Here is a 20,204-nt window from a genome sequence, read left to right on the forward strand (position 1 = left end):
TATTCAACGGCTATAGATTTTCATTAAACCACAAAAAAGGGGGCTAAACAGCCCCCTTTTACATCAGATTAATGCTTATTCAGCGCTTTTTGACTCTTCTGCGTTTGCAGCTGGTTTTTCTTGCGCTTCTTTGATACTCAAGCGAACGCGGCCTTGGCGGTCTACTTCTAGTACCTTAACTTTAACTTCTTGACCAACGCTAAGGTGATCAGTCACGTTATTCACACGCTCTTCGCTGATTTGTGAAATGTGTACTAAACCATCTTTGCCTGGCAATACATTAACAAACGCACCGAAGTCTACGATACGAACTACTTTACCTTCGTAGATTGTACCTACCTCAAGTTCTGCAGTTAACTGCTCTACGCGAGCGATTGCAGCGCGTGCGCTTTCGCCATCGGTGGCAGCGATCTTAACCGTACCGTCATCATCGATTTCGATAGTAGTGCCAGTTTCTTCAGTTAACGCACGGATTGTCGCACCGCCTTTACCAATTACGTCAGCAATTTTCTTCGGTGGAATGTTCACCGTGTAAATGCGTGGTGCGTAATCTGAAAGCTCAGCCGCTGGTGAAGAGATGGCTTCATCCATCACGCCAAGAATATGCAAACGGGCAGCTTGTGCTTGGTTAAGCGCAATTTGCATAATTTCTTTAGTGATACCTTCAATCTTGATATCCATTTGCAGCGCAGTGATACCTTCAGAAGTACCGGCTACTTTAAAGTCCATGTCGCCTAAGTGGTCTTCGTCACCTAAGATGTCAGAAAGAACAACAAAGTTGTCGCCTTCTTTAACAAGACCCATAGCAATACCCGCTACAGATGCCTTAGTTGGTACACCGGCATTCATCAGCGCCAGCGAAGTACCACATACCGAGGCCATTGAAGATGAACCGTTCGATTCAGTGATTTCTGATACCACACGGATTGAGTAAGGGAATTCTTCAAGCGTAGGAAGAACAGCCGCAATACCACGCTTAGCAAGGTTACCATGACCAATTTCACGACGCTTAGGTGAGCCTACAAAGCCTGTTTCGCCAACACAGAATGGAGGGAAGTTGTAGTGCAACATGAAGCGGTTAGTTGAGGTACCCGTAATGGCATCAATCATCTGTGCGTCACGTTCTGTACCCAGCGTTGCGGTAACAAGTGCCTGAGTTTCACCACGGGTGAAGATAGCACTACCGTGCGTACGTGCAAGCACACCGGTTTTAACATCTAGGGCACGGATCATCTCAGGAGTACGGCCATCAATACGTTTTTCACCGGCAATGATGCGCCCACGTACGATTTTCTTCTCAAGTGAACCGAATACACCCGATACTTCTTGCTCATCTAAGCTTTCGTCTTCACCCAGCTCAGCGCTTAGCTTCTCGATTACTTGTGCTTTCGCTGCGCTTAGCGCATCTTTACGCGCTACCTTGTCAGTGATGTGATACGCTTCACCGATTTTCGCTTCCGCGATGGCAGCCACTTTTTCCGCTAGCGACTCGTCTTTCGCTGGTGCGGTCCAATCCCATACAGGCTTGCCTGCTTCGCTAGCAAATTCGTTAATTGCAGTAATAATGGCTTGTGACTGCTCATGACCGTAAACAACGGCGCCTAGCATCACGTCTTCTGGCAATGTTTCAGCTTCCGACTCAACCATCAGAACCGCGTTGTCAGTACCAGCAACAACAAGATCTAGCTTACTTTCGTTTAGCTCAGTAAGTGTTGGGTTAAGGACATATTGACCGTCGATAAAGCCTACACGAGACGCACCGATTGGACCATTGAATGGAATACCCGAAAGCGCAAGCGCCGCTGAAGTACCAATCAGCGCTACGATATCTGGTTGAATTTCAGGGTCTACTGAAACAACGGTTGCGATAACTTGCACTTCGTTTACGAAGCCATCAGGGAACAGTGGACGGATTGGACGGTCAATCAAGCGCGCGATCAGTGTCTCGCCGTCTGATGGACGACCTTCACGCTTCAAGAAACCACCAGGGATACGACCCGCTGCGTACATTTTTTCAATGTAGTTAACAGTCAGAGGAAAGAAGTCTTGACCTGGGTTTGCTTCACGCTTACCAACCACAGTCACGAGTACCGAGGTATCGCCAATGCTAGCAAGTACGGCACCGTCTGCTTGACGTGCAATCGCACCCGTTTCTAGCGTTACAGTGTGTTCACCGTATTGAAATTCTTTAATAATTGGTTGCACTTAATTATTTCCTTTAAGTTGCATTTAGCCCTACTTAATCGTACTAAGCAGACTAAAGTTTGGTTTTCTCAAGCACCTTACCAATTACAGTAAATAACCACACTCACGCTGGAATGCCTTTATTTACTACAATTGGCAATATGGTGCCATCTTAGCCGACGGCCATACATTGCCCTACCGACTTAGACAGGGCCTAGTATACTCGCCAAAAGCACACAAAAAAAGGGGCTAGATAGCCCCTTTTTGTAAACTGATTTCAAAGAATTAGCGACGTAGGCCAAGTTCTTGAATTAGTGCAGTGTAACGCTCGATGCTTTTACCTTTTAGGTAGTTAAGCAAGTTACGGCGTTGGCTTACTTTGCGAAGCAGACCACGACGTGAGTGGTTGTCTTGCTTGTGGTTAGCAAAGTGACCTTGAAGCTTGTTGATATCGTGAGTTAGCAAAGCTACTTGTACTTCAGGTGAACCTGTGTCGCCTTCAGCGCGTGCGAATTTTGCGATGATATCTGCTTTTTCTTGGTTGCTTAGTGACATAAATAACTCCAAAAAATGAGTGTTTTAATACGGTAAGAGCCGATCACTAATCCAGCCCCACCAAATGAGCGCGCTATTTTAACAATTTACGCGAGAACTACAAGCGCTTTATAGGGTGCGCCACTTTCCTAGCTGGTAATTGCCACAGCACGTTTGGCCTTTAAGTGGCCGTGTTGGTTACGCTCACCAACGCCTAGAAAGCGTGTTTTGCAGCGCACCGCACATACCGGCGCAACCTGCTCGCCGACAACCACAGTTTGCCCGTGGGCAAAGGCAGTGGCTTGTTGTTCGTCAAGCTCAATGCTTGGTAAATCTTGCACCGCAGTATCCATCGGCAACAGCAAGGGGTCGAGTACCTCTGCTGGGGCGATGTCTTTGGCTTTGGCCTCATCGAGTAGCTGCTGCAACGTCTCTAACGTCACCATTTTTTCTGCCGGATAGTGACCTACTTTAGAACGGTGAAGCATAATCACATGGGCACCACATCCCAGCAGCTCACCTAAGTCATCAACAATCGTACGTATATAAGTGCCTTTGGATACGTGCGCGGTCATTTGTATCTCGTTGCGCTCGCTGTCGAACTCATCTAAGGTCAAACTGTAGACATGAATACGGCGGCATTTACGCGGTACTTCAATGCCTTCACGGGCATATTTATACAGTGGTTGGCCTTGGTATTTCAGTGCCGAGTACATCGACGGATACTGATCCGACTCCCCAATAAAGCTGGCAACCTGTTCACGTAAATCCGCTTCACAGACATCCACTGATCGGGTTTGCACAATTTCACCATCGGCGTCAGAGGTGGTCGTGCGCTCGCCTAGTTTAGCCCGAACCACATAGGTTTTGTCAGTGTCGAGTAAAAACTGTGAAAACTTGGTCGCTTCACCGAAGCACACCGGTAACATCCCCGTAGCAAGAGGGTCTAACGCGCCGGTGTGGCCCGCCTTTTGCGCAAAGAAAATACCTTTCGCTTGTTGTAACGCACGGTTACTGGAGATCCCTTGCGGCTTATTAACCAATAGTACGCCATCGACCGGGCGGCCTTTTGTCCGTCTGGCCATCGCGCTTACTCTTCTTCGTCGCTGTTGTTGCGCTTATCCTGATCTTCACGCATTACGGTGTCGACCAAGTTAGAAATACGCATCCCCTCGAGCAGCGAGTTATCAATCACGAAACGCAATTCAGGGATAATGCGAGCACGAATACGCTTGCCTAATAAGGAGCGAATGTAGCCGCTGGCATCATTCAAAATACGCATGCTTTGTTTTGCTTTGGTGTCGTCATCTTGGTTAAAGACGGTGACAAAAATTTTGGCGTAGGACAAATCACGGGATACTTCCACCGCAGACACGGTCACCATGCCTAAACGCGGGTCTTTCACTTCGCGCTGGATGATCACCGCGATTTCTTTTTGGATTTGCTGCGCTACGCGCTCTGTGCGAGAAAATTCTCTCATTTCCACCACTTCTATTGATTACACAATGCACAAATGGGGGCACAAGGCCCCCATACTTTTTATGACTAACTGTGAGGTTTACAGCGAGCGTTGTACTTCAACGACTTCGAATACCTCAATTTGGTCACCGACCTTAACGTCATTATAGTTCTTAACGCCGATACCACATTCCATACCGTTACGAACTTCTTGAACGTCATCTCTGAATCGACGTAGCGACTCAAGCTCACCTTCATAGATAACGACGTTATCACGAAGAACGCGAATTGGGTTAGAACGTTTAACCACACCTTCGGTTACCATACACCCAGCGACAGAGCCAATCTTCGGTGCCTTAAATACATCACGTACTTCGGCAAGGCCAATGATTTCCTGTTTGAATTCAGGCTGTAGCATACCGGTCATGGCTTGCTTCACTTCCTCAATCAGGTCATAGATAACGCTGTAGTAACGCAGGTCAATGCTTTCGCTTTCAATCACTTTACGTGCAGAAGCGTCAGCACGAACGTTAAAGCCAACGACAATCGCATTTGATGCGGCGGCAAGTGATGCATCAGTCTCGGTGATACCACCAACACCGCTACCCACGATTTTCACTTTAACTTCTTCAGTAGAAAGCTTAGTCAGTGAATCGGCAATAGCTTCGATAGAACCTTGAACGTCGGCCTTAAGGACAATGTTCACTTCGCTCACGTCACCTTCAGACATATTGCTAAACATGTTTTCCAGTTTCGCTTTTTGCTGACGAGCAAGCTTCACTTCGCGGAATTTGCCTTGACGATAAAGCGCTACTTCACGCGCTTTACGCTCATCGCGTACCACAGTGGCTTCGTCACCAGCTGCAGGCACACCAGAGAGACCTAAAATCTCGACTGGAATTGACGGGCCCGCTTCTTTGATTTCTTTACCATTCTCATCGCGCATTGCACGAACACGGCCATATTCAAGACCACAAAGAACGATATCGCCTTGCTTAAGCATACCTTCTTGAACAAGGACAGTTGCCACTGGACCACGGCCTTTATCTAGACGTGATTCAATCACCACACCCGAGGCCATGCCTTCAGGAATAGCGGTTAGTTCAAGGATTTCTGACTGCATCAAGACAGCTTCAAGAAGCTCATCAACACCTTCACCCGTTTTCGCTGAGATATGAACGAACTGCGTTTCTCCGCCCCATTCTTCTGGGATAACATCTAACGCTGCCAGTTCATTCTTAACGCGATCTGGGTCCGCGCCTTCTTTATCGATTTTGTTCACCGCAACAATCAACGGTACTTCTGCTGCTTTAGCGTGCTGTACTGCTTCTTTGGTTTGCGGCATTACACCATCGTCGGCAGCAACAACAAGGATAACGATATCCGTTGCTTTTGCACCCCGTGCACGCATTGAAGTAAAGGCCGCGTGCCCTGGTGTATCTAAGAAGGTGATCATGCCGTTGTCGGTGTCAACGTGGTAAGCGCCAATGTGCTGGGTAATACCGCCAGCCTCACCCGATGCCACTTTGGCTTTACGGATGTAGTCAAGCGTCGAGGTTTTACCGTGGTCAACGTGACCCATTACAGTTACAACCGGTGCACGCGATTCAGCCTGACCGCCTTCAGAGCGATCGCTCAATACGCGCTCTTCAAGCTCGTTTTCTTTGGTGATCACTACTTTGTGACCCATTTCTTCGGCCACCAGTTGTGCTGTTTCCTGATCGATAACTTGGTTAATGGTTACCATGTCACCCATCTTCATCATGGTTTTCACCACTTCAGCGCCTTTCACCGCCATACGTGATGCTAACTCAGCAACGGTGATGGTTTCACCAATGCGTACTTCAGCTTTTTTATCCGCTACCGGCTTTTTAAAGCCATGCTGTAAAGACGTAGGCGCTTTCAGCTTACCTTTCTTGCCTTTAAGCTTAACTGGAGCCTCGGTTTTACCCTTTGGCTTTTTCTTTTTACGACGTGCACTTTTCTCTTCGCGCGCGTCTGATTCGTCCTCTGCTTCACGGGCATAGGTCGAGGTTGTGAGGTGATGGTCCGCTGTTTCCTCGCGGCGCTTACGTTCCTCTTCTTCTTTCTTCCAACGCGCTTCGTTTTCTTCCGCTAGACGGCGGGCTTCTTCGGCTTGACGTTTCGCTTCTTCTTCGGCTTTCTTCAATGCTGCCTCTTCTGCTTCTTTCTGTAAGCGCTCAGCTTCTTCACGTTCTTTCTGAGTTTGCTCCTCGTCCTTTGCAGAATCATGACTGTCTTTGCGCTGTGCTTCAGCTTTACGCTTCGCTTCTTCTTTAGCCTTACGCTCTGCTTCTTGTTTCGCTTTGCGTTCAGCCTCTTCTTTTGCTTTGCGTTCGGCTTCTTCTTTGGCCTTACGCTCTGCTTCTTCTTTGGCCTGTGCCTCGGCCTCTTTACGCGCTTGCTCCTCTGCTTCTAAACGAGCTTGCTCCTGCTGCTCCTCTAGCGCGCTCTTTTTCACGTAGGTGCGCTTTTTGCGCACTTCTACTTGTACGGCTTTCGCCTTACCCGTTGAACCTGTCACGCTGAGCGTACTTTTCTTCTTACGCTGCAGGGTCATGCGCTCGGGGCCAGTTGAACCCGCACCGCCGTGTTGCTTCGACAAGTGATCGAGTAGTTGTGCTTTTTCTGACTCAGAGACATGGTCGTCAGCGCCTTTTTTAATACCGGCACTGTCTAATTGCTGGAGCAATTTATCAACAGTTGTACCAATGTCCTCGGCCAGTTTTGCTACACTTACTTCTGCCATATTCTTTGTTACCTCCGTTAATAAATTACTCGTCACCGAACCAGCAAACGTTACGCGCGGCCATAATCAGGTCGCCCGCTTCCTGCTCGGAAAGCTCGGTAATTTCAACTAGTTCATCAATGCCTTGCTCAGCTAAATCTTCTAAAGTAATCACCCCTTTACTTGCCATGACAAAGGCAAGGTGGCGATCAAGTCCTTCAAGATTCAATAAGTCTTCAGCTGGCTCTGCACCTTCTAGCGATTCTTCGTCTTTCAACGCTTTCGTTGTTAATGCATCTTTAGCGCGGTTACGTAGCTCTTCAACAGTCTCTTCATCAAGACCATCAATTTCTAGGAACTCGCTAGTAGGCACATAGGCCACTTCTTCAAGCGTTGAGAAGCCCTCGCCAATTAATAATTCAGCGAAGTCGTCATCAATATCCAACCCTTCAGTGAATAGGTTGATAAGTTTGTCTGATTCTTCACGGTTTTTAGATTCCATATCTTCAACCGTCATCACGTTCAGTTCCCAACCTGTAAGTTGGCTCGCTAAACGTACGTTTTGTCCGTTACGACCAATGGCCTGTGCTAGGTTATCGGCCTCAACAGCAATATCCATTGAGCGCGAATCTTCGTCCATAACAATGGATGCGACCTCAGCAGGCGCCATCGCATTAATAACGAATTGCGCTGGGTTATCATCGTATAACACGATGTCAACGCGCTCGCCGCCAAGCTCTGTAGAGACAGCTTGCACACGCGCACCTCGCATACCCACGCAGGCACCCACAGGGTCAATGCGCTTATCATTCGATTTTACTGCGATTTTGGCACGTGAACCTGGGTCACGCGCTGCAGAGCGTAGCTCAATCATTTCTTCGCCAATCTCTGGCACCTCAATGCGGAATAGTTCCATCAGCATCTCAGGTTTAGAGCGAGTGACGAACAATTGCGCGCCGCGCGCTTCGGGGCGCACTGCATAGAGTAAACCACGAACGCGGTCACCTGGGCGGAAGTTTTCGCGCGGTAACATATCTTCACGATAAATGACGGCTTCAGCATTGTTGCCTAAATCAAGCACGATGGCGTCGCGGCTGGCTTTTTTCACCACACCAGTGACTAATTCACCTTCTTGATCCTTATACGCTTCAACCACTAATGCGCGTTCTGCTTCACGCACTTTTTGGACGATAACTTGCTTCGCCATTTGCGTGGTAATACGGTCAAACTTAATAGATTCAATCTGTTCTTCAACAAAATCACCAAGCTGGATTTCAGGCTCTTCTACCTGCGCCGCTTCGAGGGTGATCTCGCGGTATGGGTGTTCTAGGCTGCCATCTTCTAGCGCATCAGCCACCTGCCAACGACGGAACGTATCGTATTCACCGGTTTTGCGGTCGATAGATACACGCACATCGATATCACCGTCATGTTTTTTCTTTGTTGCGGTCGCTAGTGCGAACTCTAATGCTTCAAAAATTTTCTCTTTGGGGACCGCTTTTTCATTGGAAACGGCTTCCGCCACCAATAGGATTTCTTTTGCCATAGGTATTGCCTCGCTTGCCCTATTCCTTTCGCACTGAAATTAAAATTTGGCGATGATATTGGCACGCTCAACGTTGCTGATCATCAACATAAACTCTTGATTATCAACGTTGATAGTGACCATATCACCATTAACTGCTACTAAGTCGCCCTTAAAATTACGGCGACCATCTTGTGGAAGCTTGGTACGCAAGCGTACTTCTTCACCCACTGCTTGTTGGTAATGTTCTGGTTTGAACAGTGGACGATCAACGCCTGGCGATGACACTTCCAAGTCGTATTCGTTGGTAATGGGGTCTTCTACATCGAGAATCGCGCTCACCTGTCGACTTACATCTGCACAATTATCCACAGTAATGCCATCTGGATGGTCGATATACACACGTAATGTGGAATGGCGACCCGCTTGAATAAATTCAAGCCCCAGTAGCTCGAAGTCTAAGGCTTCAACTGCCGGTGTTAACATGTCAGTTAATGTTTGCTCGAGCTTTGTCACGAAACTCCTCCATAGAAACAAAAAAAGGGCTTAAGCCCCATTTTTCAAGTACAGATACAACAACGCCCCGAACCAAGCGGGGCGTCACACCGGAGATATTCGTAGTACGAAGATCTCCTGATCTTCTGAGCGGCCTAGGGCCAAGCTTGGCTGCGGGCTATATCTGCACGATAAAAACCGCTGCAACGTTTAGCAAAGTTGCCTTGGCTAAACGCAAAACGCGCATTACTAAGAATGCGCGAACATCAAATAAAACAAAGCCAACGTAAAGAGAACCTTGTTTGAAAATCTGCTGCATGAGAGATACGGCTGCATCACCTCATTCGTGGCGACTATTATAGAGGTAAGGTTTATATTTAGCAACCACCTAGCATGACTAAAGGCCAGTATTAACAAGGCCTTTACAATAAAAAAGCCAAGCATCTGCTTGGCTTTTTTAATTTGGTGCCGTGGGCGGGACTTGAACCCGCACGAGCATAGCTCACCACCCCCTCAAGATGGCGTGTCTACCAATTCCACCACCACGGCTTAATTTTTTAGTTTGGCACGTCTGGATTCGTGCTCTTAGGCTCTTCTACTGGTACATCGGATGCATCTTCAGTCACCGTCTGTGCAGCAGGTGCTGATTCTAGGTTTTCCCACTCGTCGGTCTTTTTAATTTGACCCGCAGTTAGGTTACCCAGCACGATGCTTAGCACAAAGAAGATAGTTGCTAATACTGTGGTTGTCTTAGTCATAAAGTTACCAGCACCTGACGAACCAAAAACGGTTGCCGATGCACCTGCACCAAATGAAGACCCCATATCAGCGCCTTTACCTTGTTGAATTAGCACGAAACCAACCAGTGCAATTGCAACAATCAAATAAATTACTAATAGAATTTCGTACATTTAATATTATCCTTTTGCACTTTCACAGATGCTGAAAAAAGCGCCTGTTTTTAGACTTGCACCGCCGATAAGGCCGCCGTCTATATCTTGTTGTGCAAATAATTCTTCACTATTCTTTTCGTTTACGCTGCCGCCATACAATATGCGTAAGCCTTGTGATAGACCCTGATCTTGCTGGGCAATTTTATCACGAATAAACTGGTGTATGTCTTGAGCTTGCTGCGGCGATGCAGTTTTACCTGTGCCTATAGCCCAAACCGGCTCGTATGCTATCACAGATTGTGATAATGCAGCCACACCTAATTTTTGGATTACCGCCTCAATTTGAGCACTAATCACTGATTCTGTTTCACCCTGTTCACGTTGCTGCTCGGTCTCTCCGACACACAGCACAGGGATAAGGCCCTGCTGTTGCGCCATAGCAAATTTATTTGCTACGTCTTCGTCAGACTCACCAAAAACATGGCGACGCTCAGAGTGCCCAACTAAGGTGTAAGTGACACCTAGCTGCTTAGCCAGCGCCGCTTGGGTCTCCCCAGTGTAAGCGCCCGCTTCATATTCAGACACAGTCTGCACACCCGTTTGCAAACCTAATTTTACAGCTTCTGCTGCTAACAAGGCGGGAACAAACAGTGCCACATCGACTTCTTGGCCATTAATATCTTCTAAAACATTAGCCATTTCATTGAGCAATGTTTGAGAACCATTTAACTTCCAATTACCAGCCACTAAAGGCTTACGTGATGCCATGTTTTACTCCATGTCTGAAAGCGGACGAGATAGTACCCCGAGTCATTTCAACTTACAAGTAGTTATTTATGCAAACTTGTTTAACTGCTCACACTTTCAACAACTTGCGCTATTTTACTACTCAAATCCAGTACTTGTTTTTCATGCTCGGCTTCAACCATCACACGAACCACCGGCTCGGTACCCGATTTACGTAGTAGCACCCGCCCTTTACCGGCGAGCTCCTGTTCAACCTCGGCGACAACCTGTTGCACAGTGGGTGCTTGTGTTGGGTCACTACCAGGGGCATAGCGCACGTTAATCATATTCATCGGGTATTTAACAAATCCTTGCCCTAAATCGCGCAATGTTTTGTTCGTCGTGACCATAGCGGCAAGTACTTGCAAGCTGGAAATAATACCGTCGCCAGTGCTGATTAAATCCAAGTTCAGCACATGCCCTGAACTTTCACCGCCGATTTTCCACCCTTTTTGCTTTAATAGTTCCATCACGTAACGGTCACCCACTTTCGAGCGAGCAAAGTCTATTCCTTTCTCTTTAAGGGCATTTTCAAGACCCATGTTGGACATCACCGTGCCTACCACGCCACCACCAAGCTCTCCTTGATGGTGCAGCGCGCTGGCAATGATGTAAACGATATCATCGCCATCAAACACTTGCCCTTTGTGGTCGACCATCATCACCCGATCGCCGTCACCGTCATAAGCAATCCCTACATCAGCCTGCTCTTCAAGCACTTTGCGTTTCAGTGCGGATACATCGGTGGCGCCACACTCAGCATTTATGTTCAAGCCATTAGGCTGACAGGCATAAGGGATCACCTCTGCACCCAGCTCTTGCATAACGGCAGGCGCAATGTGATAGGTTGCGCCATTGGCACAATCGAGGACAATTTTAAGCCCTTCCAAAGAATGCCCTTGCGGGAACTGACCTTTACAGAATTCAATATAGCGGCCATCTGCACTTACCAGACGTCGCGCTTTACCCAGCTTTTCAGAAGGCACACAGGTCATATCACTGTCGAGCATGGCTTCTATTTCAAGTTCAATATCGTCGGCTAATTTAAGGCCATCGCTGGAAAAAAACTTAATACCGTTATCGTGATAAGGGTTGTGTGAAGCACTTATCACAATGCCCGCTTCCGCTCTAAAGGTTTGCGTTAAATAAGCAACCGCTGGCGTTGGCATTGGACCGAGTAAGACGACATCAATGCCCGCTGCGATAAGCCCGGCCTCTAAAGAGGTCTCAAGTAAGTAACCGGAAATGCGGGTGTCTTTCCCGATAATAACCTTCCTTGTTCCTGTTTTAGAAAGAACTTTACCAGCCGCCCAACCTAGCTTAAGAGCAAATTCTGGCGTTATCGGGTATTCACCAACCTGACCTCGCACGCCATCGGTGCCAAAATATTTACGTGTTGTACTCATGTTTTCTCCTAATCTTGTACTTGCAAAGGGGCCTGGGTGGCTTGGAAAACCTTTACAATATCCGTTGTTTCTTGCACATCATGCACGCGCACAATGCGCGCGCCCTTTTGCATACAGATTAATGCGCCAGCCAAGCTTGCGCTGAGACGCTGATCTGCATCTCGATTTAATAATTTTCCGAACATTGATTTGCGCGATAGACCAGTGAGTACTGGGTATCCTAGTCGCTGTAGTTGCTCAAGCTCACTCAACAATTGATAGTTATGTTGCAGTGATTTACCAAAGCCAAAGCCGGGGTCGATAATAATGTTCGTTTTACTTATCCCAGCTTCGATACATTGTCGCGCTCGCTCTTGTAAAAACGTACCCACCTCTTTGGTGACATCAATGTAATCAGGAGCATTTTGCATAGAGCGTGGTTGCCCGCGCATGTGCATAATGCACACAGGAACCTGAGCGCTGGCTGCTGCGCTAAGTGCCCCAGGTTCTTGCAGCGCGCGCACATCGTTGATGATATCTGCACCGGCCTGAACCGCCGCTGTCATCACGCCGGCCTTACTGGTATCAATGGAGATGACGCAATCACTGCGCTCGCGAATGGCGTTGATTACGGGGACCACCCGCTGCAACTCTTCTTGTTCAGCGACATCGTCTGCGCCTGGGCGTGTTGACTCGCCGCCCACATCAATAATAGTGGCACCTTGTTCTAACATCGTTAGGGCACGGTTGACAGCGTTGTCTAGGGTATTGTGTTGGCCGCCATCGGAGAAGGAGTCCGGCGTGACATTTAAAATCCCCATGACTTGGGGAGTACTGAGATCCAAATAACGATCTCGAGGAAGTGTTAACCTTGTCATTACTTACTCTGTCTATGAAGGTCTTCCAAGTACCGGTTAATCAATGGCTAACTTGGGGAAAGGAAAAGCCCCAAACTGTGTTGGGGCTATTGGTTTTTACTCTTTGTCGTCAGAGTTCGGCTTATCGACGTTATTATCGTCTTGCGCCGTTGCTTCATCGGCCAGCTCACCTTGCGATTTAGCTTTGGCATCTGCTGGAGGCTTCTGATCATGGGCATCACGTGGTGGACGCACCTCGCGACGCTCCATCAAATCATCGATTTGCAACGCATCAATGGTCTCATACTTCATCAATGCGTCTTTCATGGCATGCAGGATATCAATGTTATCACGCAAGATTTGCTCTGCACGTTCGTAGTTTCTATCTGAGATATCACGTACTTCTGAATCAATCAGTTTGGCTGTGTCATCAGACATGCTGGCACTGCGTGATGAGCCTCGGCCCATAAACACTTCGCCTTCTTCTTCAGCGTACAGTAGCGGGCCCATTTTCGCGCTTAAGCCCCACTGCGTCACCATCTTACGAGCAATTTCAGTGGCCCGCTCAATGTCGTTACTCGCACCCGTTGTCACTTTCTCATCGCCATAAATAATGGCTTCAGCAATACGGCCGCCGTACAAGCTAGAAATCATTGATTCCAAGTGCTCTTTCGAGTGGCTCACTCGGTCCTGCTCTGGCAAGTACATGGTGACACCCAAGGCACGACCACGTGGAATGATTGACACTTTGTACACTGGGTCGTGCTCTGGCACGATACGCCCGACAATAGCGTGACCGGCTTCGTGATACGCGGTCATCTCTTTTTCTTCCTCAGACATCACCATCGATTTGCGCTCTGCGCCCATCATGATTTTATCTTTGGCGGCATCAAATTCAGCCATGCTCACAACACGCTTGTTACCACGAGCAGCGAATAGTGCGGCTTCGTTCACAAGGTTAGCTAAGTCAGCACCAGAGAAACCAGGCGTTCCTCGAGCAATCACCGAAGCTTCAACATTATCGGCCAATGGCACTTTTCGCATATGCACTTTTAGGATCTGCTCACGACCGCGAATATCTGGTAAACCAACGACCACCTGACGGTCGAAGCGACCTGGGCGAAGTAATGCAGGGTCCAGTACATCCGGACGGTTGGTTGCAGCAATAACGATAATACCTTCGTTACCTTCGAAACCATCCATCTCTACCAGCATTTGGTTCAAGGTTTGCTCACGTTCGTCGTGACCACCACCCATACCAGCACCCCGTTGGCGACCTACGGCATCAATCTCATCAATAAAGATGATGCAAGGAGCAGCTTTTTTCGCTTGCTCAAACATGTCGCGCACCCGGGATGCACCCACGCCCACGAACATCTCAACAAAGTCAGAACCGGAAATTGTAAAAAACGGCACTTTCGCTTCACCAGCAACAGCTTTAGCGAGCAAGGTTTTACCTGTACCAGGAGGGCCTACCATGAGTACGCCCTTAGGAATACTGCCGCCCAACTTTTGGAACTTGGATGGGTCGCGCAAGAAATCCACTAGCTCGGTAACGTCCTCTTTGGCTTCATCGCAACCAGCAACATCAGCGAAGGTGGTCTTCACCTGGTCTTCGCTCATTAAACGAGCCTTACTTTTGCCAAAGGACATCGCGCCTTTGCCGCCACCACCTTGCATTTGTCGCATGAAGAATATCCATACGCCAATAAGCAGTAACATTGGGAACCAGGAAATGAAAATGCTTGCCAGTAATGACTGCTCTTCAGGTTGAACACCTTTTACGTTGACATCATTTTTGAGTAAGTCATTGATAAGGTCTTCGTCATACATAGGCATGGTTGTTTGAAAACGCTCACCACTGGTTTTAACTCCAGTGATTGCGCCTGTTCCACGGTCTATCACGACTTCGCGCAACGAACCGCTGCGTACATCCTTGACGAATTGTGTGTAACTCGTTTGCCTGTCTAAATTGTCGGAGCCGTTAAAGCTTTGAAAAACCGACATCAAAACAACGGCAATAACCAGCCATAGTATTAAATTCTTTGCCATATCACTCAAGGTGTTAACCTCTTGTATCCAAATTAATTAAATTCAACTTTTCCCGACAACTGTACTACAGTTTGTAGCCCGTAGCTACTACATATACCTCACGGGAACGTGGGCGCGACGCATCGGGTTTACGTATTTTTACAGTGCGAAAGCTGTCACGAACGTCTTTTACAAACTGATCAAAGCCCTCGCCTTGGAACACTTTAACCGCAAAGGCGCCGTTTTTCTTTAGCACTTGGTGGCACATATCCAGTGCCAACTCTACCAGATACATGCTTCCCGCTTGGTCGGTACTCATATTACCGCTCATATTCGGGGCCATATCCGAGAACACCACATCGACGTTCTGCCCATCTATACGCTCGAGCAACGCATTTAGCACAGCCTCTTCGCGAAAATCGCCTTGTAAAAAGTCGACCCCAGCCAAAGAGTCCATAGGCAGGATATCACAGGCGATAACCTGACCATTGTCGCCAACCTTCTGCGCCAAGTACTGTGACCAACTCCCTGGGGCCGCGCCTAAATCGACGACCGCCATGCCGGGTTTAAGTAATTTGTCTTTGTTTTGGATTTCATCAAGTTTGAAAACCGCGCGCGACCGCCACCCTTGCTTTTGCGCTTCATGCACATAATGGTCGTCGAAATGCTCTTTCAACCATCGCTGGGAGCTCGCCGAGTGCTTCTTATTCGCCATAAATTAACACGCAACTAAAATAGTAATATCTGCTAGATGGCGTTAGAATACCGATAATTCAAGCTCGAATCAGCAAAATTTGAAAATCTATGAAACTATCGAATAAACAGAAGCAATACCTAAAAAGCCTCGCACACCCACTTAAGCCTGTGGTTTTGTTGGGTGCTAACGGCCTGACCGAAGGGGTGATTGCCGAAATCGACAGTGCTTTGGACATCCATGAGCTCATTAAGGTTAAAGTGCCAACCAGTGATAGAGAAACTAAAGCACTTATTTTTGATGCCATCATCCGTGAAACGGGTGCTTACAAAGTGCAAAGCATTGGTCATATTTTAACTATTTATCGCCAAAGCGAAGAGCGTAAAATTCAGCTACCTCGCGGGTAGTCACGAACGCTTATAAAAAGGTCGGCTCATGCCGACCTTTTTTTGTTTCAACGCCCACTTTTATGCCGGTTGTGACATCGCCAGCAACTGATCAAGAAATTGCGTGGTCAACTCGTTAATTAAACCTGTTTCGGCATTCAGCAGCAGACTAAAACCCACATTTAAACGGGGGATCACCACAATATCGGTGCGATAGCCCTGCACCCAACCGCTGTGATAAAAGATGGTCTCATCATCATAATCATAGATACGCCAACCTAGGCCATAATGTGCCTCATTTACATGTTTTCGCCACACGCGACGATAGCGCTCCTTTTTGGTCACCGTGTAAGGACGCACTTGTGCCTGTAACGCCTCAGGCGGCAGCACACTGGGGTACATGCCAAGCTGTGCTTTGAGCCACTGCACCATGTCTGCGGCGCTGGCATTGACGCCTGCCGCTGGGGAGACCTTGTAGTAATTTTTCTTTAACCGCGCCGTATGCCAACGTTTTCGCCCGCGCACATGGGGGTAGGCAAAGTTTTCATCCCGCACCATCCCCTCATAACCAATACTGGCATGGCGCATACGTAACGGTTTAAATATAAACTCTTGCATCCATGTTTCGTACTCTAAGCCGCTGGCATTACGAATCACATCACCGACCATAGCAAACATCACATTTTGATATCCGTAGCACTGCCCTGGTGTGCATAATGGCTCAACTTTCAATAACTTTGAGACGATATCCGGATAGTCCATGCCTGACTCAATGAGGTTATCATAGGCGTTAGGCACTAACCCGCTGGAGTGACTTAATAGATGAGCGACTTTTAAATTGTCCCTATAAACGGTATCATTTAACGCGGGTAAATATTTTTGCACCGGTGCATCTAGATTGAGCACACCTTGCGCCGCCAGCTTAGCAGCTAACGAACCGGTAAATGTTTTTGAGACCGAGGCAAGTCGAAAACGGGTATTTACGTCCACTTGTCGGCCTTTTCTTATTTTTGTTTTACCAAATCCTAAGGCGATGGAAGGAAAGTCAGGGTGAACAATAGAAAGCGCGGCCCCGGGCACTTTTTTTTGCTCCAGTTGACGTTCTAAGCTCGCCACATAATTATCAACAAACCGGTGCCATTGTTTAGCATCGGTTGCCTCGGTGAACGGTGGCTGTTGTTCAGCATAAGAAAATGCACTAAACGCAGCAACAAAGAGAATAACTAAGAACTTCATTTTCATTATTATAGTTATGGCAATGCTGAATCATAATCGCAGAATAATATCATGAAGTTTACAGTAAACTCACGTACAATGCTGCGGTTCAACTTGCTGGGATATGAGTGAATGAGTGTAATTGAGAGTTATGGCACTATGAACAAGCATTTATTAGTAACTGCCTTTAGCGCGTCAGTGCTATTGGCCAGTGGTTGCACCACTATGGAAACGACCTTGGCACCGGTCCCTGAAAAAGTACGGATGCCAATTAAACCAAGCCTAAGTGAGCGCACCTACATACTCGAGTATCAATACGCGCACCAAGCGCCGCGTGTGAAATCAGTGCAATTGCCCGCACACCCTATTACACGAGGCCAAAGTGTGGTCATCGAAAGTGAGCAGGTGGCATTAACTGAGCGCCTGCGCAATCGCCTAGTGGCTATTTTAAATGATAAGCAACTAACGGTGATCAGTGACCGCAAGCAAGCCGATTATGTATTAAGCATAAACCAGCTAGATATCAGTGAAACCGAAAGTATCGAATATCAACTTGCTAACGCCACTGTGTTTGGCGAAAGTGATTTGGCGCAGCAGTTTACCACCAAACAGTGCAGCAATATTCTCGGCTCTGTGAGCATGAAGCTTTCCCATCAAAGCTCTCAAGATGTTGTATGGTTTGCTAAATCGTCAATAGACACCGCCAGTTTCCAACGTAACCCTCTGCGCTACAAGCTGGTAATGTCTGATCACATAGAAAACCTTGAGCAAGTGCAACAGTTTGTAAATACTCACAATGCACCCGATGCGATGCAAAAACGAGGGGCTCAGCCAGCACCGCAAGCACCTCAATACATAGTACGCACTAAAAGTTCAGGCTTAAGTAAAATAGCAGGAGCCTGTGAGCAAGCTGAAGTCAGTGCTTTAGTCCCTGATTTACATTACTATTTAAGTGGTATTTTGCTAGAGAAGATCAACGTAAACTAGTCCCCTTTGGTCACGCATGGCGGCTTGCTGCCATGCTACATTTTCTTACAGACTTGGCCGCTGGAGATCGGTACACTGGAAAATAAAAAACCATTACCACTATGCGCGCCTTAATCTCCCTCATTATTTTACTTGTTAGTTTTGCTGTCTCTGCGAGTAACCGCTATTACTCAGATAATCGTCTTGAACCACAACAGGGTTTCAACTGGGACTGGAGCGTAGGTCTGGGCTACTACGTCGAGGACTCGTACCTTGTCGGTTTGGACTCTTACGATGATGGCCTTGAACCCAATATTAACTTAGTGCTCAGCTACGATAAGTTTTACCTCGACGTCGACAATAGCCAACTCAGTGGTGGCATGGTCATTGGCTATTCACTCATCGATAAATATGACTGGGGCTTGGATATTCTTGGCACCAATGTGCAATCCGGTTTTGATGAAACAGGCTTAAAGTTATACGACCGAGATGTGATAGATGCCCTCGCGGGTATCGACCGACGTCACTATGATTTTGATATGGGTATTAGGCTATCGCGGCGCTTTGAGAGCAGCCAATTATCTTTTGAGTTACTTCATGATGTCACTGATACCCACAACGACTGGGTATTTACCACGTTTCTATCGAGCATTCAGCAATATCGCAACTGGGAATTTCGAGGTGGTCTAGGATTTAATGTGTATGGTCGTGAGTTTAGCGATTATTACTTTGGTATCGATGAGCATGAAAGCACCGAAACTCGACCGTATTATAAGCCAGATATCGCATACGCGGTAATGCTAGAGCTCCATGCTGAGCACCCACTATCACAGAATTGGGTATTCCTTGCAGGCTGGTTATCAACCTATTTCTCGGGTGAGATCAGTGACAGCCCTATCATTTCTCAATCTTATCAGCATAAAGCCAAGGTAGGCGTGCGTTATGTGTTTTAGATTAGCCCTCGCCCTCATCGGCACAACCGTGTTCCCGAGTGCGTCCTTAGCACAGCAAACAACGCCGCCAACGCACGCTTTATTGGCAACGCCCAATACCTGTGTAGCACTGCGTCAGGGCCGCACCTGTTATTCTGATATCGAGTTGCAATGGCAAGTGGCCAATGACGCAGCTTACTGCATCCGTGAACAAACTAAGCAGCAACCTCTGCATTGCTGGCAAGGACAACGTCAAGGCTATATTATCGTCGATTTTGCCAGCCCTAAAGCCGTGCGCTTCGAACTCTTTCCAAGAGCATCAGGCGAGACCATTGCTGACACCGAAGTGCGAGTGCAGTGGGTTTACACCAATGGACAGAAAAAACGTCGCTGGAGATTATTTTAGATGCAGCAATCACCCCATATTCTTGTTGTTGAAGACGACCTTTCTCTGAGCGAGTGGATGCAAGACTTCCTAAGCCAAAATGGCTATCAGGTCGGCTGCTGTGGTAACGGCAAGGAAGTAGAAGGCTATGTACAAAGTCATCATCCTGATTTGGTGTTACTCGATGTCATGCTACCAGGAATGGATGGCATAAGTGTCTGTACACGCTTACGGCAATTTTATCAGCAACCCATTATTATGTTGACTGCGCGCGATGATGAATTAGATGAAGTCATCGGCCTTGAAGTGGGTGCTAGCGACTATATCGCCAAGCCGGTACGCCCTCGAGTTCTGCTCGCTCGCATTAAAGCAGCGTTACGCCCAGGCAGCGACGAGCAACCGCCCAAAAAAGAACGCGAGAGCATTCAAGTGGGCGGTCTGAGAATCGATACTGAAGCGCGACGGGTCAGTTTTAACAATAACGAGGTGGCACTGTCGAATGCCGAATTTGCCTTGCTCTGTTACCTTGCCCAGCATGCCGGTGAAGTGGTAGACAGAGATTCCGTGTTTCGTGCCGTTAAGGGACGAGAATACGATGGCCTTGACCGCAGTATTGATGTAGTGGTCTCGGCGCTGCGCAAACACTTTAATGACAATGGCAACAAGCCGCAGCGCATTAAAACCATATGGGGCAAAGGGTACTTGTTAGTGAAGGATGCGTGGAGTTAG

Annotated in this window: 19 protein-coding genes and 1 tRNA gene; 5 read left to right on the plus strand and 15 right to left on the minus strand. The window is 47.7% G+C overall.

What is annotated here, in order from left to right; all coding sequences use genetic code 11:
* Positions 1 to 75 precede the first annotated feature (75 nt).
* The 14 genes from pnp to rlmE form a co-directional block, all read right to left on the minus strand.
* Positions 76 to 2,205, minus strand: a complete 2,130-nt coding sequence (gene pnp, locus MHM94_RS14575; protein WP_022945694.1) for a polyribonucleotide nucleotidyltransferase — start codon at positions 2,203 to 2,205, stop codon at positions 76 to 78.
* A gap of 264 nt (positions 2,206 to 2,469) precedes the next feature.
* A complete protein-coding gene (rpsO, locus tag MHM94_RS14580; protein ID WP_026111212.1) occupies positions 2,470 to 2,739 on the minus strand; it encodes a 30S ribosomal protein S15 in 270 nt (89 codons plus the stop codon).
* A 128-nt stretch (positions 2,740 to 2,867) separates the two neighbouring features.
* The gene (gene truB / locus MHM94_RS14585; RefSeq protein ID WP_235419703.1) at positions 2,868 to 3,803 is read right to left on the minus strand and encodes a tRNA pseudouridine(55) synthase TruB; all 936 of its coding nucleotides are present in this window, start codon (positions 3,801 to 3,803) and stop codon (positions 2,868 to 2,870) included.
* 5 nt (positions 3,804 to 3,808) lie between these two features.
* On the minus strand, positions 3,809 to 4,198 hold the full coding sequence (gene rbfA / locus MHM94_RS14590; protein WP_022945696.1) for a 30S ribosome-binding factor RbfA: 390 nt from the start codon (positions 4,196 to 4,198) through the stop codon (positions 3,809 to 3,811).
* 78 nt (positions 4,199 to 4,276) lie between these two features.
* The gene (gene infB, locus MHM94_RS14595; RefSeq protein ID WP_235419704.1) at positions 4,277 to 6,946 is read right to left on the minus strand and encodes a translation initiation factor IF-2; all 2,670 of its coding nucleotides are present in this window, start codon (positions 6,944 to 6,946) and stop codon (positions 4,277 to 4,279) included.
* Between the two features lie 25 nt (positions 6,947 to 6,971).
* On the minus strand, positions 6,972 to 8,471 hold the full coding sequence (gene nusA, locus MHM94_RS14600) for a transcription termination factor NusA (protein WP_235419705.1): 1,500 nt from the start codon (positions 8,469 to 8,471) through the stop codon (positions 6,972 to 6,974).
* A 39-nt stretch (positions 8,472 to 8,510) separates the two neighbouring features.
* Positions 8,511 to 8,966 carry a ribosome maturation factor RimP gene (gene rimP / locus MHM94_RS14605; protein ID WP_022945699.1) on the minus strand — a complete coding sequence of 152 codons (456 nt, stop codon included), beginning with the start codon at positions 8,964 to 8,966 and terminating at the stop codon, positions 8,511 to 8,513.
* A gap of 442 nt (positions 8,967 to 9,408) precedes the next feature.
* Positions 9,409 to 9,494 (minus strand) — tRNA-Leu (locus tag MHM94_RS14610).
* 8 nt (positions 9,495 to 9,502) lie between these two features.
* Positions 9,503 to 9,856 carry a preprotein translocase subunit SecG gene (gene secG, locus MHM94_RS14615; protein WP_022945701.1) on the minus strand — a complete coding sequence of 118 codons (354 nt, stop codon included), beginning with the start codon at positions 9,854 to 9,856 and terminating at the stop codon, positions 9,503 to 9,505.
* 6 nt (positions 9,857 to 9,862) lie between these two features.
* Complete coding sequence (gene tpiA, locus MHM94_RS14620) at positions 9,863 to 10,606, minus strand: triose-phosphate isomerase (RefSeq protein ID WP_138547843.1); 744 nt, start codon at positions 10,604 to 10,606, stop codon at positions 9,863 to 9,865.
* 80 nt (positions 10,607 to 10,686) lie between these two features.
* Positions 10,687 to 12,030 carry a phosphoglucosamine mutase gene (glmM, locus tag MHM94_RS14625; RefSeq protein ID WP_022945703.1) on the minus strand — a complete coding sequence of 448 codons (1,344 nt, stop codon included), beginning with the start codon at positions 12,028 to 12,030 and terminating at the stop codon, positions 10,687 to 10,689.
* Positions 12,031 to 12,038: 8 nt separating this feature from the next.
* Positions 12,039 to 12,887 (minus strand): dihydropteroate synthase, encoded by an 849-nt coding sequence (gene folP, locus MHM94_RS14630; protein ID WP_151172984.1) that lies wholly within the window; start codon positions 12,885 to 12,887, stop codon positions 12,039 to 12,041.
* Between the two features lie 96 nt (positions 12,888 to 12,983).
* Entirely contained in the window at positions 12,984 to 14,918 is a 1,935-nt protein-coding gene (gene ftsH / locus MHM94_RS14635; RefSeq protein WP_022945705.1) for an ATP-dependent zinc metalloprotease FtsH, read from the minus strand.
* A gap of 64 nt (positions 14,919 to 14,982) precedes the next feature.
* Positions 14,983 to 15,612 (minus strand): 23S rRNA (uridine(2552)-2'-O)-methyltransferase RlmE, encoded by a 630-nt coding sequence (gene rlmE / locus MHM94_RS14640; RefSeq protein ID WP_022945706.1) that lies wholly within the window; start codon positions 15,610 to 15,612, stop codon positions 14,983 to 14,985.
* Positions 15,613 to 15,701: 89 nt separating this feature from the next.
* On the opposite strand from rlmE, the gene yhbY reads away from it, so the two are divergent.
* On the plus strand, positions 15,702 to 15,998 hold the full coding sequence (yhbY, locus tag MHM94_RS14645; protein WP_235419706.1) for a ribosome assembly RNA-binding protein YhbY: 297 nt from the start codon (positions 15,702 to 15,704) through the stop codon (positions 15,996 to 15,998).
* 60 nt (positions 15,999 to 16,058) lie between these two features.
* Here the strand turns inward: yhbY and MHM94_RS14650 are convergent, their stop codons facing one another.
* Positions 16,059 to 17,213, minus strand: coding sequence for a serine hydrolase domain-containing protein (locus tag MHM94_RS14650; protein WP_235419707.1), 1,155 nt, complete (start codon positions 17,211 to 17,213; stop codon positions 16,059 to 16,061).
* A 111-nt stretch (positions 17,214 to 17,324) separates the two neighbouring features.
* Between MHM94_RS14650 and MHM94_RS14655 the strand changes: the two genes are divergently transcribed.
* The 4 genes from MHM94_RS14655 to MHM94_RS14670 all read left to right on the plus strand — a co-directional run bounded on the left by MHM94_RS14655 (position 17,325) and on the right by MHM94_RS14670 (position 20,204).
* On the plus strand, positions 17,325 to 18,179 hold the full coding sequence (locus MHM94_RS14655; RefSeq protein ID WP_052698096.1) for a hypothetical protein: 855 nt from the start codon (positions 17,325 to 17,327) through the stop codon (positions 18,177 to 18,179).
* Between the two features lie 101 nt (positions 18,180 to 18,280).
* Positions 18,281 to 19,111 (plus strand): MipA/OmpV family protein, encoded by an 831-nt coding sequence (locus MHM94_RS14660; RefSeq protein ID WP_235419708.1) that lies wholly within the window; start codon positions 18,281 to 18,283, stop codon positions 19,109 to 19,111.
* A complete protein-coding gene (locus MHM94_RS14665; protein ID WP_045978164.1) occupies positions 19,101 to 19,496 on the plus strand; it encodes a DUF3019 domain-containing protein in 396 nt (131 codons plus the stop codon). Before MHM94_RS14660 ends, MHM94_RS14665 begins: the two co-directional genes overlap by 11 nt.
* Positions 19,497 to 20,204: a response regulator transcription factor gene (locus MHM94_RS14670; protein WP_235419709.1), complete on the plus strand. Its 708-nt coding sequence runs from the start codon at positions 19,497 to 19,499 to the stop codon at positions 20,202 to 20,204.

The sequence above is a fragment of the Pseudoalteromonas sp. CNAT2-18.1 genome, assembly GCF_022347865.1.
Taxonomy (GTDB): Bacteria; Pseudomonadota; Gammaproteobacteria; order Enterobacterales; family Alteromonadaceae; genus Pseudoalteromonas; species Pseudoalteromonas ruthenica.

Excerpts from the sequence above, each read along its gene's own strand:
- rpsO (WP_026111212.1), bottom strand. The coding sequence starts at position 2,739 with ATGTCACTAAGCAACCAAGAAAAAGCAGATATCATCGCAAAATTCGCA.
- truB (WP_235419703.1), bottom strand. The coding sequence starts at position 3,803 with ATGGCCAGACGGACAAAAGGCCGCCCGGTCGATGGCGTACTATTGGTT.
- rbfA (WP_022945696.1), bottom strand. The coding sequence starts at position 4,198 with ATGAGAGAATTTTCTCGCACAGAGCGCGTAGCGCAGCAAATCCAAAAA.
- infB (WP_235419704.1), bottom strand. The coding sequence starts at position 6,946 with ATGGCAGAAGTAAGTGTAGCAAAACTGGCCGAGGACATTGGTACAACT.
- nusA (WP_235419705.1), bottom strand. The coding sequence starts at position 8,471 with ATGGCAAAAGAAATCCTATTGGTGGCGGAAGCCGTTTCCAATGAAAAA.
- secG (WP_022945701.1), bottom strand. The coding sequence starts at position 9,856 with ATGTACGAAATTCTATTAGTAATTTATTTGATTGTTGCAATTGCACTG.
- tpiA (WP_138547843.1), bottom strand. The coding sequence starts at position 10,606 with ATGGCATCACGTAAGCCTTTAGTGGCTGGTAATTGGAAGTTAAATGGT.
- glmM (WP_022945703.1), bottom strand. The coding sequence starts at position 12,030 with ATGAGTACAACACGTAAATATTTTGGCACCGATGGCGTGCGAGGTCAG.
- folP (WP_151172984.1), bottom strand. The coding sequence starts at position 12,887 with ATGACAAGGTTAACACTTCCTCGAGATCGTTATTTGGATCTCAGTACT.
- ftsH (WP_022945705.1), bottom strand. The coding sequence starts at position 14,918 with ATGGCAAAGAATTTAATACTATGGCTGGTTATTGCCGTTGTTTTGATG.
- rlmE (WP_022945706.1), bottom strand. The coding sequence starts at position 15,612 with ATGGCGAATAAGAAGCACTCGGCGAGCTCCCAGCGATGGTTGAAAGAG.
- yhbY (WP_235419706.1), top strand. The coding sequence starts at position 15,702 with ATGAAACTATCGAATAAACAGAAGCAATACCTAAAAAGCCTCGCACAC.
- MHM94_RS14650 (WP_235419707.1), bottom strand. The coding sequence starts at position 17,213 with ATGAAGTTCTTAGTTATTCTCTTTGTTGCTGCGTTTAGTGCATTTTCT.
- MHM94_RS14655 (WP_052698096.1), top strand. The coding sequence starts at position 17,325 with ATGAGTGTAATTGAGAGTTATGGCACTATGAACAAGCATTTATTAGTA.
- MHM94_RS14660 (WP_235419708.1), top strand. The coding sequence starts at position 18,281 with ATGCGCGCCTTAATCTCCCTCATTATTTTACTTGTTAGTTTTGCTGTC.
- MHM94_RS14665 (WP_045978164.1), top strand. The coding sequence starts at position 19,101 with ATGTGTTTTAGATTAGCCCTCGCCCTCATCGGCACAACCGTGTTCCCG.
- MHM94_RS14670 (WP_235419709.1), top strand. The coding sequence starts at position 19,497 with ATGCAGCAATCACCCCATATTCTTGTTGTTGAAGACGACCTTTCTCTG.